Here is a 14404-nt window from a genome sequence, read left to right as displayed (position 1 = left end):
GTGTCGCAGGTCGAGACGACGCCGCACGAAATCGAAGGGCGCTGGAAGTGGCCCGATTGGGGCCGCGGTCCGTACGACGCGCTCTCGTCGGTCATGCTCGGACCTCCCTTCGAGGGCTACCTCGAGATCGACACCGAGATCGACGGCGAGCCCTGGCACCTCGAGGTCCGGTACAGCAAGTCGGGATTCGCTCCGCGACTGTCGGACGGAATCAACGCTGAACGGCTCTACGAGTGGGATATTGTCGGTCGCGGGCGCGGTGAGCGGAAAGCATCGTTCAATATCTCCCCCCGGTTCCCGGATATGCGCCACTGGGAGAGCGGTGAGCGACTGCAACTCCCGTGGGAGAATCAGGTCGGCGAAGTCGACGGCGTCGATGTTGAATTCCATCTGAGTAACCTCGAGCCCGAGCGCGGACTCGAGTTGCTGCCGGAATTCTTCGCGGCGGCGTTCGATCACGCTGGCGAGCGCGTTCACTCGGAGTATTTCCGGACGGAACCACACCCGGCGAGCCGGATGTGGGCGTACGAACGCTACGTTCGAATCCGTCGCGAGTGGGCGGAAAAGCTCTCGTCGGCCGGTGTACTGCAGAAAGTCGCGCACTACCTCTCCGACCTCGAGGGCGTGAAAGCCGAACTCCATATCGACAACCGGGAGGTCGTTAATCACCAGAACCGGCTGTTCCTGAACCCTACGTCGGCCAGCGAACTACTCCCCGGCCACACCTACGGACGAAAGTTCGAGATCTACCAGTTGAAAGACCCGGACGCGGTGTCGAAAAATCACCCGTCTTACCATCCGAAAGTGGAGGTCTTAGTGAACAAGTCGATGAACGACGGCGAGGCGTGGGCGTGGGCTGACCGCCACGAGGTGACCGAGCAGATCGAGGAGACACTGTTGAATGCGCTCCACTGGGAAGATATTCCGCTTGGTCCCGACGGCAGCGGTGTGTACGTCGCGGACGATCACTTCGACGCGGTCGCCCGTGACGATCTCGTCGAACTCTACGAGGACCCGACGCCGCGCCTCGAGGCGAAGTCGGACCACCTGTTGATGACGACGCTGCGAGATATGGGCGAGACCGCTCGCGATATCACGGAGACGGTCGCGACCGACGGCGGTGCGACCGTCGACGATCTCGCCGACCAGCTGGGGAAACATCCCGCGACGATCTACCGGGCGATCGAAGATCTCGGTGAAGTCCTAGATCTCGATCAAGGCGACGTGTCGTTCCGGGCCCGGAAGTATCGCGAGGAGCTTCGAGCGCTCGTCGAGTCAGCCGAGTACGCGATCGAGAGTTACGCCGATCGAATGCAGCACATTATGGGACTGGCCGACCACGTTGCCGAGTCGTCGCCCTTCCAGGAGTGGCTCGCGAAGAACGGCGCTGACCTCGAGTTCGACGAAAACGGCGATCCTCGGCAGATGCGGATCGATACGATTCTCTCCCGACTGAAGTCGGACAGCTTTGAGAACGTCGCGACGATCGCGAGCGAGGCCCTCGAGAAGTGGTCGAAGTCAGGCAACGATCCGACGGCACTGCGCGGGATCGAGTTGACCTGGAAGACTCCCGGCGGTGGGACTGAAACAGGGTTCGTCGGCGCGGTCGCCGATCGCTGAAGCGGCCCAGATAGTGGCAACACTGCCGTTCCCACTCTTTTCTACAAGTTTGCTTGAATACCACCGTTGCGTATGAAACCTAGGTTGTAGCCAGCGCCTCGAGGGCGGGGTCGGCACGGCGATCGCACCGCAACGCCGGCGGGGTCGTTTCGCGCTTCGCGCGAAAACCCCCTTGGCGGGTGTCCCCAAGGGGACTGCGCCAAAAATTACAGCGCCCCACCCCACCCCTGCACGCAGATCTCCAGTTGAAACAGACGAAACAGGGTTCATTGGAACCCTATCGGAATTTTGAGTAGTTATTTGACAACAACCTATCGCAGACGAATTCTGCTTACTGAGTACGAATAAATGAATTGTGAGTCGATATTTCGGTCTTTGCTCACGAGAGCCAAATTGCCAAACTCAATGAACAACTTGAGAATGCTGACAATATTAACTGTATTTCTTTATCTGGTTGTTCAATCTCCGAATTCGTCCTTGGCATCTTGAACCAATTCTGCTAGTATTTTCACATAGTATTTCAGATCTTCTTCGGCGTCTGTAATTTCGGAGTAAGGAATATCCTCTGAACCGGATTGGTCTTTGAAGAATAAACCAGTCTCAATATGCATATTTGCGTCAGAAAAATCATAATAAAATTTGGCTTGTTCTCCACCGTCTTTTTCGATATAGAATCCAGACCCCCCATATTGATCTCCGATGAATGCACCGTCTGCCCATGGCGGCATAACTCTATAAATTTCACTAGAATTGCCGCTGATCGATGCGTAATTGCTTACGCTTTCATCCCCTTCATGTACGATATTTGTCCGCACCTCATTCATTCGACTGCAAACCGGGTCTTCCTTGAGAACAGCTTGACGTTCTTGATACCACTCTTCGAATCCTTCCGCTTCACCTTTCAGATTCTTCTGTAGAGCAAACGTCACATTTCTCCCATTTGAAACAGAATTCATTAACCCGATAATTTTCTCTTCCCCCTCCGACTTTTGAAATTGATTCAATCCAGCATAAGACGCTTTGAGCATTCTCTCAGCACGGTCCAGTCCCTCTTCCACATCTGTCATGGTTCCTGATATGTAGATTGAGTTCATATCTATTTCGCATCCTATCATATTTCTTCCGTATAACCATCAAAATCACTCAGTCATAGTTTGAAATACATGTATTGCTGGCCAAGTCAAACGATTCACGCGGACTACGCGCGTTGCGCGCTGTTATATATACTCCTCCGCTGACCTCACACTGTGCGCCCATCGTTCGAGTCACTCCCGATCGGGAGCGCGATGGGCCAGTGTTCACTATACTAAAGGGGGGTTGCTGAACGGTTACACCTGAACATCACCGCGCAGTCGTGCGATTTCCGGTTCGACAGTGTTCAGGAAACTCAACCAATAGTCTCTCACCGTTTCAATCGGAAAGGCAAGGCTCAGAAAATTTTATACCAAGGCGGGTTGCCGCCCGCTGCATGGCGCTGAACAAGCTCCGGAAGTTAGACCGAAGCTCGGCCGGTGTGACGTTACCGAAAGACGACCTCCGACTCGAGGGTCTTCTCGACGAGGATGGCGACCTCGAGGGAGAACATCACGTTCATATCCGTCACGTCGACGACGGGGAGTGGTCGCTCACGCTTGTCGACGAGATCGACGATCAATCCAAGCCGCCGAAACAGGGTGTTTGAATCCGACCCCGTGGGGTCGCGCTCAGATGTATCGGGAGACCTCAATGTATGCATCCTACCGTGGGCGATGGGCTCAAAAGGTGCATAGAATCTGAACCAATCCAGCCGTCACGCTGTGATCATGCCGGACTCCCAACCGCTGTTCATAAAGAACCGGCCGGTCGCTCACCCTCGAGCGACGCGAACCGGCCCCCCGTGCATACCATCAGTTAAAACATGACCAAGCGAACCAGTCTGAAGCTCACCGATGAACGACAGCGAAAACTTGACCGTGCTAGTGCGATCGTAGCCAAAGACGAGTACGACGACCCTCCGATGTCCGTCGTGATCGACGCGGCACTCACGCACCTACTCGAATCAGAGGAGAACATCGACGATGCTCGAGGAGAGTACGACCCCGAGACAATCCAGATGATCGCGAACACCTCAGTAATCGGTCTTCGGTATCGGACGAGTATTGAGAGTCGCTATCGTTAATCGAGATCGAGTGCCGAGTCTATAACTTCTTGATCTTCAATACCCATCTCAACATCCTCTAGAGCTGCGTTACTTTTGTCTGATTTACTATCAGCTGCTGCGAAAGATCCTTCGCCAGCTAACTCTGCGGCTTCGTTTAAGAGTTCTGCTGCTTGCCGATATGCACTTGATGTTTCTTTCGCTTCCTCAAGAATAGAGATAGCTGCAGCGTGGTCAATATCCATCGCAATATCAAGAGCTTCCGAGAAGTCATCTTCGGCGCTCTCTAAGTCGGATGTAGTAGTAACTAACTCTACTTGTGCTCGGCTGAATTCCTCAGCATTGTACCATCGAACGGCGTCCATATAGGCGACAAAGCCGCTTGTATATGATCGATCACCACTCTCATACAAACTCGATATTTCTTCGTGTTTCTTTGGACCGTCAGTTGTCTGGTCTTGAAGCCTCTCAGTGTAACTCGTTTCTTGTTCCGAAGGGTTGGTATTTCCGTCTTCACTGTCGTTTTCAAGTTCGTCAAGACAACCGGCCACTACTGACGCCGTTAGAACCCCTGTTCCTCCGAGTATTTCCCGTCTTGAAGCCATAGCTAGATCTAGCCTTAGCTTAACTTCTAGCTTCTGGACAATATCAGAAGTGATAATTATCCGATATCGGAATTGAGACCACTGTAAGCGGACTGAGCGGGAACGAAAAAGAAAAGTCTACGCCGTCCCCGACTTCTGAGTTTTCCGTTCATTCTATCCGTTTTCCGCTCACCGGAATAGAGACACTGTACCGGCTATTATCTCCCCTCAGAACGGTTTTCGGATGTTTTCCGTTCATCTCCGCTCTGGTCTTATCTATATCTGCGACTTTCACTCGACCATGTCTGTTCGAACAGGCCAGTCGAAACCGAGTGAATGGCGGTTGAGTCCGGAACTTGAGGCTGTTCAATCCGTTAACGAGAGCTCCCGCTGGCTTGAGCCGCTGCTCCGACGGGGCGGTCGTAAGGAGAATCGAAATCTGACGAGCTTAGTCCTCGATCGGATCAATCTCACTCGCATCGAGTTCTCCGGCGAGATATTGCGCACCGGGCTCGGCAATCTCATAATACCCGCGCTCGACTCGAGTGACAAAACCATATTCGACGAGAACAGTCAGTCGGCGAGTGACTTCCTCTCGGCTTCGATCGATATTCTTTGCAATCACCGCTGGCGACAGGATCATTCCCGACGATTGCAACGCTTCGAGAATTCTCTCATCGGTGGGCATCTGCATCCAATCGCCAGGATTGCGCATAATCTCGTTCTATTAAAACGGCTCAATACGCCTATCGATACGCTATTGCAAAGACAATGTAAATTGAGATATAGCTCAACGACTAGTGAGAGAATTTATTACAGTGGACTCGAGATTGGTCGGGTAACGCGAGTTCCACGTGGGCCCGACTGTCCGTTGGGTCCGTTCAGAAAATGCGGGCCGGTGCTGATGACACCGGGTCCGCGCGGCTCGCGTAACTGTGGTACGCAAGCCATGTATGATGGCAATTTACGGGGCCTTGAAAGTCCCGACACGACCGACGTATCGACTGTTTCTGATCAGCGGCTCGTAGCTGATGGTGGCACGACGTGGGGCGATCGCGATGAGTGACGACCTCGAGCCCATTCCGCCGCACGAAGCGGTCGAAATGTATCACGATGCGATGCGCGACGAGCACGCGGATTCGACTCGTGAGAGCGAGCGATACCGACTCGAGGCGTTCATTCAGTTCTGCGATGAGAACGACATAGCGGATCTAACAACCCTCTCCGGGCGGGATTTGTACAAGTACCGGACGTGGCGTCGCGAGGGGAAAGGCGACGGTCGCGGTCCGATCAAGCTGGTCACGCTCAAGGGTCAACTCGCGTCGTTACGTCGATTCCTGCGATTCGCGGCGAACATCGATGCCGTCCCCGCGGAATTGTACGAGCAGGTCACGTTGCCGACGATGAAAAACGGCGAGGACGTATCGGAAACGACTCTGAAGCCCGAACGGGCAATCGAGATCCTCGACTACCTCGAACACGCACAGCCCGCGTCTCGCGATCACATCATCGTTCTCCTGCTGTGGCGGACCGGCGCTCGAACCGGTGCCGTCCGTGGACTCGATCTCCGTGATCTCGATCTCGACGGAAGCCACCCGCGGGTGACTGGTCCCGCAGTGCAATTCGTTCACCGTCCCGACACCGGGACGCCGCTCAAGAATCAGGATAAGGGGACGCGCTGGAACCGGATTAGCGAAAAGACGGCCAGCTACCTCGAGGACTATATCGAGTACCACCGTCACGATGTGACCGACGATCACGGCCGTGAGCCGCTTCTCACGACCGAGTACGGTCGTCCGGCCAGCAACACGTTCCGGACGACTCTGTACCGCGTTACCCGTCCCTGCTGGCGCGGTGAAGCGTGCCCGCACGACCGGGATGTCGAGACCTGCGACGCGACCCATCTCGATCACGCGAGCAAGTGCCCGTCGTCGCGGTCGCCGCACGATCTCCGAAGCGGCCGGGTGACCTTCTACCGACGCGAGGACGTTCCTCGACGAGTCGTCAAAGATCGCCTCAACGCGAGCGAGGATATTCTCGATCGGCACTATGACCGCCGGTCGGACCGCGAACAGGCTGAACAGCGTAGCGATTACCTCCCCGACCTGTAATTCCCATGATTGCCACTACTAACGTCGCGAATCCCGAGGTGCTCCGATCCCATCGTGCCTGTGTGTCACACCCTCAACAATATGTTGGGTGGACTGATTGACTGTGTCAGATTACAAGCAGAGATTCGGCTCATTGCCTCCTCGAACGAGGAATTTTGTCCTATTTTATATATTTTAAAATATCGGATAAGCTATTCTGATGAAGCTAGCTTAAATAGAATTGATGAAGATACACCAATTATGACTGTAATAATACCATATATGTATGGTAGTGTTCCATTGTATATTATTAATCCACCTGAAATAAGGATTGGGACGCTAATTGCCAGCTGAAATTGGTATTCTTCCGCCCCCTTAATTGAAATCAATATCGAAGATAGGATAAGAGATAAAATAATGATCTTGAAAGATATAGGAAATGTATTATCATAGACGGAGATAACACCTAGTAAAATAATCAGAGACCCAAATACATGAGGAATGCGTATCTTATCAGTTATGCCCATATCTACTCAAGATTAATCTAATAATATTAATCTTATGATATTATCCTGCAGTCCCCGATAGAATCTCTACTACGAAAATAATAGCCACCACGACTAGAAGGAGAAGAGCAAGGAAAGAATTTGACGCTGTTCCCTTATTTGGCCCCCCGTGTTTCTCGATCCATTCTTGTAGATCTACCTCAATGTCATCAAGTGAATCAATGACATCATCAATACTCGCACCAGGATTTGGTGGATCTACATCATACCTAGCACATTCTCCATCTGGAGCACCAACCCAAACCGTCTTACCATCTTCTTCAACACCAGCCCATATATCCATATCTGTTTCAAGACTCCATCCATCCAGACTGAGTTTTTCTTGTTGAAGATGAACCGTTGACGAAGCAAGTGGAGGGGTCTTTCCTTGATTACACTCCCTCGGTTTACCAACAGCGAGATCTTCAGCTTGCACACACCATTTTGACCTCCCAAATGGAACACAGATATTAAATGGGAGTGAGGTGGGTACTTTGGGTAGACTTCCGAGGGAGAAATCTGCTGTAATCTCGTTCCTCTCCACAACATTCTCTTCTAATACCTTTTCATCATTTACAACATATGATTGTGGTATTTTAAGTGAATATCGTGTTAGATTCTTTTGGAACAACAGATGGTCTTCATTATACCATTTTGGATCATATACTCCCGCCTTCGGTGAATCTGTAATGCGGTAAACTTTATCTGCTTTATCTGTGGATGATTGAATTCCCTCGGCAACAAATAGGTTGAGTGTACCTTCTCCATATGGAGAAATGAAAGCCACTCGATTTTGCGTTAGATGTTTATCCACTCCGGGTACACTATCAAATCCATCAGTATGTGATGCAATTTCCCGGACCGTTTCATTATAGATCGTAACATCAACTTCTGGATGTTTTTCTCCAGTATCAGCTGCCAGTACTCTCCCAGAACCTGCTGTTAGTATCGCACCTGCTGATCCGATTACTCCTAGCAACTTCCGACGGCTATTGCCAAGTTCATGTGGCATACTTCCCATTATAAGTTATTATTATATGAATGTTTCTACTTGTATAATTATAAAGAAACCAAAACAATATAAGTTTGTCACATAAAAATTGAGTCTGGATTAGATGGACTGATTTTCCCGTGAGTGGATTGATGACACTGTCTAATTATGTAGATCGGGATTATAATCGTGTTTTAGCGTCTATATATCCTCAATAAAATAAGTCGAAAAATAAAATAATATAGTGTAAGGCAGCCCAATTCCGGCCGCTTGTGAGTTAATCACTCTTTCACTCGTATTTCTGTCATCTATATCATAGGCCGTATCGTCTTCCTATCTACACAGTGGCCTTATTGATACTGCTCATTCGAAGCAACGTATCCTTCCTATATTTGTTACTATTTTAAGAGTATCCGATACACTAATGTCGGCCACTAACGTTAAATAGAATGTCGGCAGAGCCGACCGATGGCATCACAGGGGATATGGGGGACACGGATCATCGCCACGCGACGATCACCATCCCTGCTGCCGACGTGTACACCCTTTCCGTACCCGACAGTTACCCGGAAGCGACGGCTATCGCCTCGAGCGATCCACACCCCCTCTAACGAACCCCTCGCCATTGACCACCGGACGACACATTCAGGCCGGCGATACAACCCGTTGCACCTCCTTTTGCCCGTATGGAGGACACGGACCTCGAGTCGACCGTCTACACCGGCCCCGACGCGACGGCCGAACCGGACACGTACGTCGAGCAGGCGCGCCGGCGCGCCGAAACCGAACGTGAGGCCATCGAGTGGGCCGTCGCCGAACTCGAGTCATTGATCGCCGACGCCGATGTCGACCTCGAGCCGCTGCTCGATTATGCGCGGCGGAGCCGAGAGAGCCTCCCGGACCGGCATTTGCGAGCCTACGAGGCGATGGCCGAGACCCTCGACATCGATCCGGCCGTCTACGAGGTCTACGCCCTCGCGTACAGCGACCTCTGTGACGAACTGGCCGACGAGCCGGCCGCCGATCCCTCCCGCGGGTGTACGAACGCGCTCGTGTCGCCGCCGCGGACCGGCCGGGACGGCTCGCTCGTGCTCAAGAACCGCGATATCGCGGGGCGGGGTGCCCGGCCCAAATCGATCGTCGAACAGCCGCCGATCGACGACTACTACGGCTTTCTCACGGTCGACACCTGCGGCACGGTCATGCTCTACAAGGGCGTCAACGATCGGGGGCTGGTCGCGGCGAACACCTATATCGATGCGAACCGGGACGATATCGAACTCGAGGACCAGTACCGAAACGGCACGGTTATCCGACGGGTACTCGAGGAGTGTGCCACCGTCGCGGACGCCCGGACGCTGCTCGAGTCGATCCCGACGCGACAGCTGATGGCCCAGACGCTGTTTTTGGCCGACGAAACCGATGCCGTCTTGCTCGAGGTAAACCCCCTCGAGGAGCGGATCGCGGTCGACGACGGGGACGCCGTCACCCGGACGAACCACTTCGTGCAGTCGCGGTCGGCCGAGACCGAGAGTTCGCGCCGCCGGCGGCGGCGAGCGATGGAGTTGCTCGCGGACGGCGGCGACGAGATCGATCGCGAGTCCCTCTGGCGGTTCGCGGCGGATCACGCGAACGGGCCGGGCGATAAGTCGATCTGCCGGCATCCGGAACCGGAAACGGACGACTACGCCTTCGGCCAGCTCACGACCGCGAGCGCGGCGGTGTTCGAGGGCGGGTCGCCGACGGTCGAGGTCGCGATGGGCAACCCTTGCGAGACCGAGCCGACGCGGTGTTCGTTCGGCGACGAGGTTCCGATGGCGCTGCGGACTGGCGACCGGTGGCTCGAGCGGCTGCGATCGGACCGCGAGGTCCCGTCGAATCGCTGACCGAGCGGGGGCTCTCCGCGTCGGCGTCGCTCTGGACTAGCTTCGATGAGCTGACCGCTATTTCACCACAGAAATCTGGGACTCTCGTCGCTGATCGTCAGGCCCGGACGCGGCGCTGCTCGAGGTCGGCCTCGAGCTGATCGGCAGCCCGAAGTCGCAACTGCTTCGCGCGCCGCTCGGAGAGCCGATCGTCAGGCATGCGGTCGACGAGCGGATCGTACTCCGCGGGCGTAACGCCGAGTCCGCGCAGGTAGTTTCGAACCGCGGGGTTCTCGAGCCCGTCGCGGATGGCCGCGTCGGTGATCGTCTCGACGGTCTCGAAGTCGGGGAGGGAGAGCGGTTCGCCGGCCGCGTTCGAATCGATGATCGCGTCCGACCGACTGGGTGAGTCCGACCCGCCGATGACCGTCCCGCAGTCGTCCGCGCGGGTGACGATCGAACGGACCGCTGCTGCGAGTTGGAGCACCTGACCCGGCAGGGCCGCGTCGGGCGAGCGCCACTCGACCGTCGGCATCGCCTCTCGCAGCCGGACCGGGTTCCACGCCGCCTCGTAGGGACTGAACTCGTCTTCGACAGTCCCCGGGGCGACGCCGCGCTCGAGCGCGCGCTCGCGAAACGAGTCGAAATCGTGCTCGAGTCGCTGCTCCCACTCGGCGACGCTGTCGACGTAGGGCTGAAGCTGGCCCTGTTCGGGACAGGCCGCGTAACACGAGCGCCGGTAGAGGTACGGACGGGCGCACTCGAGGATGCGTTCGCCGCGGTGGTGGGCGGCGCTGGTGACCAGCGAGAAGGCCGGATCGATCGCGGTCAGGGCGTTGAGTTGGTCGGCGACGTTCGACTGTTCGAAGTGGATATGCGTCCCGGCACAGACGCGGGCGTCGTCGAAGGCCGGCCCGACGATCCGCCGCTGGAGGTCGGTGCTCTCCTTCTCGCGGTAGGGGATGTCGTCGGGCGAGGCGTACAGCGGCGTCGCCAGCGGGACGAGTCGCTTGTCTTGCTCGCGTGCCGCGTCGACGACGCGACCGATCCGACCGCGGAACTCCTCGCGGAGCTCGGCCATCGACCGGCAGGGGGTTGTCTTGATCTCGAGCATCGGCTCGACGAACTCGGGATCGACCTGATCCGAAACGTCGAGCAGTGTGTCGGGCGGGACGAGATCGCCGTCGATATCGACGACCCAGTACTCCACCTCGAGGCTTGTGTTCATGGATGTCTCTCTGGAGCGTGGCGAACGGCCCTCGAGCAAGCCGTCACTGGGCCGTGACTGGCGGACGGCGGTCGGCGACCGAACACCCGAAGAGGGTCGGGGTCACCGGGCTGCCCGCCGGCAGTTCTCTCGTTGGATGTGATCGTAGGGCCGACCCGAGCGAATGAATTGAGCCTGCGTGCGCAGGTCGTGCGATTCGGTCACAGCGTGACTACAGCCGTCCGCTCGGATCGCGTTACGTTCAGGGCCACTAACATCGATGTCACCCGGTTGCTCGAGGGTTGCTACTGGATTGATACTTCTGTGGTAACATCGTGTAACTACATGAGCGACGAAGCGACTGCGGACGATGCGTCAGTGATCGTTGTCGGCGGCGGCCCCGCCGGACTGAGTGCGGCTCTCTTCGCCCGGAAGAACGGGCTCGAGACGACCGTTTTCGATACAGACGAGACGTGGATGCACAAGGCCCACCTGTTCAACTACCTCGGCATCGGCTCGGTCGGCGGCAGCGAGTTCATGGCGACGGCCCGCCAGCAGGTCGACGACTTCGGCGTCGACCGACGACAGGGCGAAGCCGTGACCGGCGTCAGCGAGACCGGCGACGGCTTCGCGGTCGAGACCGAGGAGGACCAGTACGAGGCCGACTTCGTCGTCCTCGCGACGGGTGCGAACCGCGAACTCGCGGAGGACCTCGGCTGTGAGCTCGCCGAGGACGGCACCGTCGACGTCGGCGTCGAGATGGAGACCAGCGTCGAGGGCGCGTACGCGACCGGCGCGATGGTCCGTCCCGAGGAGTGGCAGGCCGCGATCGCCGTCGGCGACGGCGCCGCCGCAGCACTCAACATCCTCTCGAGCATTAAGGGAGAACACTACCACGACTTCGACGTTCCCGCGGACGCCGAGCGCGTCTTCGGCGAACACGTCGCGGAGTAATCGCGGCGACGACCCGCGATCGAGCAGCGCTGATCCACCACCGATTCGATTCACCATGTCTAACGAACCCACCAACCCAGTCACGCCCGAACTGCCCGACAGCCCCGTCCACACGAGGGGGACCGACCACATCACCATCTGGGGGAGCAACGAGGCGGACACGATCGAGTTCTACCAGGATATCCTCGGGATGCCGCTGGTCCTTCGCCAGCCGAACCTCGACGACCCCTCGCAGACCCACCTCTTCTTCGATACGGGCGACGGGCGCATCCTGACGTTCTTCGTCAGCGACGACCGGCCGTCGAACCGCCGCGGCCAGCGCGGCGGCACCGGTGCCGTCCACCACCTCTGTTTCAGCATCGATCCCGACGAGTACGAGGACACGATGGAGGCACTCGAGGAGGCGGGCCACCAGTACAACGTCTTCGATCGGGGGATCTTCCACTCGATCTACACCACGGACAACAACGGCCTCGTCATCGAACTCTCGACGGACAAGTACGAGTTCCCCGACGAGCGACGCGGCGAAGTGCTTGCGAAGGCACAGGAACTCCGCGAGGCAGATGGGGCCGAATACGCCAAGGACGAACACCTCCGCGGCGCGATCGAGGCACTCGGCATCGAACTCGTCGAACACGATCTTCCCGAGGCCAGCGCCGGCGTCGGTGGTGTCGAATGAGCGCCGACGACCGCGTCGACGGCCCCCACCAGAACCAGCAACTCGTCACGGGCGGGACCGATCTCGCGGACGCCGAGGCGGCGCTCGTGCTCACCCACGGCCGCGGTGCGACCGCCCGCGGGATGATCCAGATGGCCGGCGAGATCCATCGGGACGGCGTCGCCCTCCTCGCCCCGCAGGCCGCTCGCCAGACGTGGTATCCGAACTCGTTTCTCGCACCGGTCGAGCGCAACGAGCCCGGCCGTTCCTCGGGCCTGCAGGCGATCAGCGACGCGATCGCCGAGGCCAACGACGCCGGTATCCCGACCGAGCGAATCATGCTGGTCGGCTTCTCGCAGGGCGCCTGTCTCGCCAGCGAGTACCTCGCGCGAAACCCGCGACGCTACGGCGGCCTCGCCGCCTTCTCCGGCGGGCTCATCGGCGAGGACCTCGACGACGAGTACCCCGGCGACCTCGAGAACACCCCGGTCTTTCTGGGCTGTAGCGATGTCGACCCGCACATCCCCGCAGAGCGGGTCCACGACACGGCTGACATCCTCGAGTCGATGAACGCCGACGTGACCAAGCGCCTCTACGAGGGGATGGGCCACGGCATCAACGAGGACGAGATGGAGTACGTCTCCGGCATGGTCGCCGAATTGGTGGACTGACCGCGATCTCCCACCGACTCAGCGCATTACTGTGACCGGGACGGGCGAGCGACGGACGATCGTTTCGGCGACGCTGCCGAGCAGGACCCTCGAGAGCCCCGACCGGCCGTGGCTTCCGATGACGATGTGATCGATGTCGTCGTTATCCTCCGCGAAGCGAACGACTTCGCGCGCGGGTTTCCCGACCGCGGTCTCGGTCCGAAAATCCCGATCCGGATCGCTGACGATCGCCGCGATTTCCTCGGGCAGTTCCGTCGAGACTTCCTCCTCGCGGTCTCGGAGCCACTCCTGTGCGGCCATGATCCCGGCTCCCGTCGAGCCGTCCGCGGCCTCGATGACGCGCAACAACACGATCTCGTCGTCGGGATACGTCGTGAACGCATGTTCGACCGCCTTCTGTGCGGGTTCCGAGCCGTCATAGGCGACGAGGATTGCCATACGTATAACTGGTCTTTCACGAGTATAAATTCGACCGGTAGTGAGCGGTCACTCACGACGGCTCGAGTCGATCGCGCCCCGTTAGTGGCGGAGGACCGGTTCCGATTGCTTCTGTTGCTCGGCGTGGATGTACCACAGGAATTCGTCGACCTGATCGCCGCTCGAGATGGTTAACGAGAACGAGGCGGACCCGCTTGCAGACACCGCCAGGACCTGTCGGCGACGATAGTACGCGTATCCGATACTCGCGGCCCCGATGAGAAGGAAGAGGACGCCCGCATCACTCGCGTCCGAGAGGACGCCGGATAGTCCGATGAGCGCGGCGATGGAACCCAATATCAGGGCCGGGAAATTGAGTTTCGTTCCGTATTCGACCGAACTGATTTTCTCGAGGGGGATGTACTGGAAGTTGAATCCGCCCCCGACCTCGGTCTGTTGAATCAGTCGCTCGTCCGTGAGATACCACGTCGTAACTCCGAACCCGAACAGGGACTTGATCCAGTTCAGGAGGCCCCGCGGACGGAACGAGAGTTGGTACGAAATCTCCTCGCTGTTCGTCATGTACCGTTGCACGCGGTCGGTACTCTGTGACATATCTCAGACTCGAACTGGTCAGTGAAGGAGATTGTGGCCGGTTTGGGTCG

Annotated in this window: 15 protein-coding genes; 8 read left to right on the top strand and 7 right to left on the bottom strand. The window is 57.3% G+C overall.

The window, feature by feature from the left end:
* Positions 1-1620, top strand: a complete 1620-nt coding sequence (locus FEJ81_RS17780) for a DUF7845 domain-containing protein (RefSeq protein WP_138246545.1) — start codon at positions 1-3, stop codon at positions 1618-1620.
* A gap of 458 nt (positions 1621-2078) precedes the next feature.
* On the opposite strand, the gene FEJ81_RS17775 is transcribed toward FEJ81_RS17780, so the two are convergent.
* Positions 2079-2687 carry a hypothetical protein gene (locus tag FEJ81_RS17775; protein WP_138246544.1) on the bottom strand — a complete coding sequence of 203 codons (609 nt, stop codon included), beginning with the start codon at positions 2685-2687 and terminating at the stop codon, positions 2079-2081.
* Between the two features lie 401 nt (positions 2688-3088).
* Here FEJ81_RS17775 and FEJ81_RS17770 point away from each other — a divergent pair, with 401 nt between their 5' ends.
* Positions 3089-3301 (top strand): hypothetical protein, encoded by a 213-nt coding sequence (locus FEJ81_RS17770; RefSeq protein ID WP_138246543.1) that lies wholly within the window; start codon positions 3089-3091, stop codon positions 3299-3301.
* Positions 3302-3517: 216 nt separating this feature from the next.
* The gene (locus tag FEJ81_RS17765; protein ID WP_138246542.1) at positions 3518-3778 is read left to right on the top strand and encodes a DUF7386 family protein; all 261 of its coding nucleotides are present in this window, start codon (positions 3518-3520) and stop codon (positions 3776-3778) included.
* Here FEJ81_RS17765 and FEJ81_RS17760 read toward each other — a convergent pair.
* Both FEJ81_RS17760 and FEJ81_RS17755 read right to left on the bottom strand, forming a co-directional pair.
* On the bottom strand, positions 3775-4362 hold the full coding sequence (locus FEJ81_RS17760; RefSeq protein WP_138246541.1) for a hypothetical protein: 588 nt from the start codon (positions 4360-4362) through the stop codon (positions 3775-3777). The genes FEJ81_RS17765 and FEJ81_RS17760 overlap by 4 nt on opposite strands.
* Before the next feature lie 427 nt (positions 4363-4789).
* Complete coding sequence (locus tag FEJ81_RS17755) at positions 4790-5056, bottom strand: winged helix-turn-helix domain-containing protein (RefSeq protein ID WP_138246540.1); 267 nt, start codon at positions 5054-5056, stop codon at positions 4790-4792.
* Positions 5057-5399: 343 nt separating this feature from the next.
* On the opposite strand from FEJ81_RS17755, the gene FEJ81_RS17745 reads away from it, so the two are divergent.
* Positions 5400-6452, top strand: coding sequence for a site-specific integrase (locus tag FEJ81_RS17745; protein ID WP_175416466.1), 1053 nt, complete (start codon positions 5400-5402; stop codon positions 6450-6452).
* 546 nt (positions 6453-6998) lie between these two features.
* Here the strand turns inward: FEJ81_RS17745 and FEJ81_RS17735 are convergent.
* Positions 6999-7988, bottom strand: a complete 990-nt coding sequence (locus FEJ81_RS17735; protein ID WP_138246538.1) for a hypothetical protein — start codon at positions 7986-7988, stop codon at positions 6999-7001.
* A 665-nt stretch (positions 7989-8653) separates the two neighbouring features.
* Between FEJ81_RS17735 and FEJ81_RS17730 the strand changes: the two genes are divergently transcribed.
* Positions 8654-9853: a C45 family autoproteolytic acyltransferase/hydolase gene (locus FEJ81_RS17730; protein ID WP_138246537.1), complete on the top strand. Its 1200-nt coding sequence runs from the start codon at positions 8654-8656 to the stop codon at positions 9851-9853.
* Positions 9854-9950: 97 nt separating this feature from the next.
* Here the strand turns inward: FEJ81_RS17730 and FEJ81_RS17725 are convergent, their stop codons facing one another.
* Positions 9951-11060 carry a glutamate--cysteine ligase family protein gene (locus FEJ81_RS17725; RefSeq protein WP_138246536.1) on the bottom strand — a complete coding sequence of 370 codons (1110 nt, stop codon included), beginning with the start codon at positions 11058-11060 and terminating at the stop codon, positions 9951-9953.
* A 324-nt stretch (positions 11061-11384) separates the two neighbouring features.
* Between FEJ81_RS17725 and FEJ81_RS17720 the strand changes: the two genes are divergently transcribed.
* From FEJ81_RS17720 to FEJ81_RS17710, 3 genes are read left to right on the top strand one after another with little or no spacing between them, the layout of a single operon-like run.
* A complete protein-coding gene (locus tag FEJ81_RS17720; RefSeq protein ID WP_138246535.1) occupies positions 11385-11993 on the top strand; it encodes an NAD(P)/FAD-dependent oxidoreductase in 609 nt (202 codons plus the stop codon).
* Between the two features lie 55 nt (positions 11994-12048).
* Positions 12049-12672, top strand: a complete 624-nt coding sequence (locus FEJ81_RS17715) for a VOC family protein (RefSeq protein WP_138246534.1) — start codon at positions 12049-12051, stop codon at positions 12670-12672.
* Positions 12669-13322, top strand: coding sequence for an alpha/beta hydrolase (locus tag FEJ81_RS17710; RefSeq protein ID WP_138246533.1), 654 nt, complete (start codon positions 12669-12671; stop codon positions 13320-13322). Before FEJ81_RS17715 ends, FEJ81_RS17710 begins: the two co-directional genes overlap by 4 nt.
* 18 nt (positions 13323-13340) lie before the next feature.
* Here the strand turns inward: FEJ81_RS17710 and FEJ81_RS17705 are convergent, their stop codons facing one another.
* Together FEJ81_RS17705 and FEJ81_RS17700 are read right to left on the bottom strand one after the other, a co-directional pair.
* Positions 13341-13760, bottom strand: coding sequence for a universal stress protein (locus FEJ81_RS17705; RefSeq protein ID WP_138246532.1), 420 nt, complete (start codon positions 13758-13760; stop codon positions 13341-13343).
* Between the two features lie 81 nt (positions 13761-13841).
* The gene (locus tag FEJ81_RS17700) at positions 13842-14354 is read right to left on the bottom strand and encodes a hypothetical protein (protein WP_138246531.1); all 513 of its coding nucleotides are present in this window, start codon (positions 14352-14354) and stop codon (positions 13842-13844) included.
* Between the last annotated feature and the right edge of the window lie 50 nt (positions 14355-14404).

Source organism: Natrinema versiforme (assembly GCF_005576615.1).
GTDB classification, from domain to species: Archaea; Halobacteriota; Halobacteria; order Halobacteriales; family Natrialbaceae; genus Natrinema; species Natrinema versiforme_A.
The sequence above is the reverse complement of the archived record's forward strand: the minus strand, read 5'-3'. Positions and strand labels throughout refer to the sequence as shown.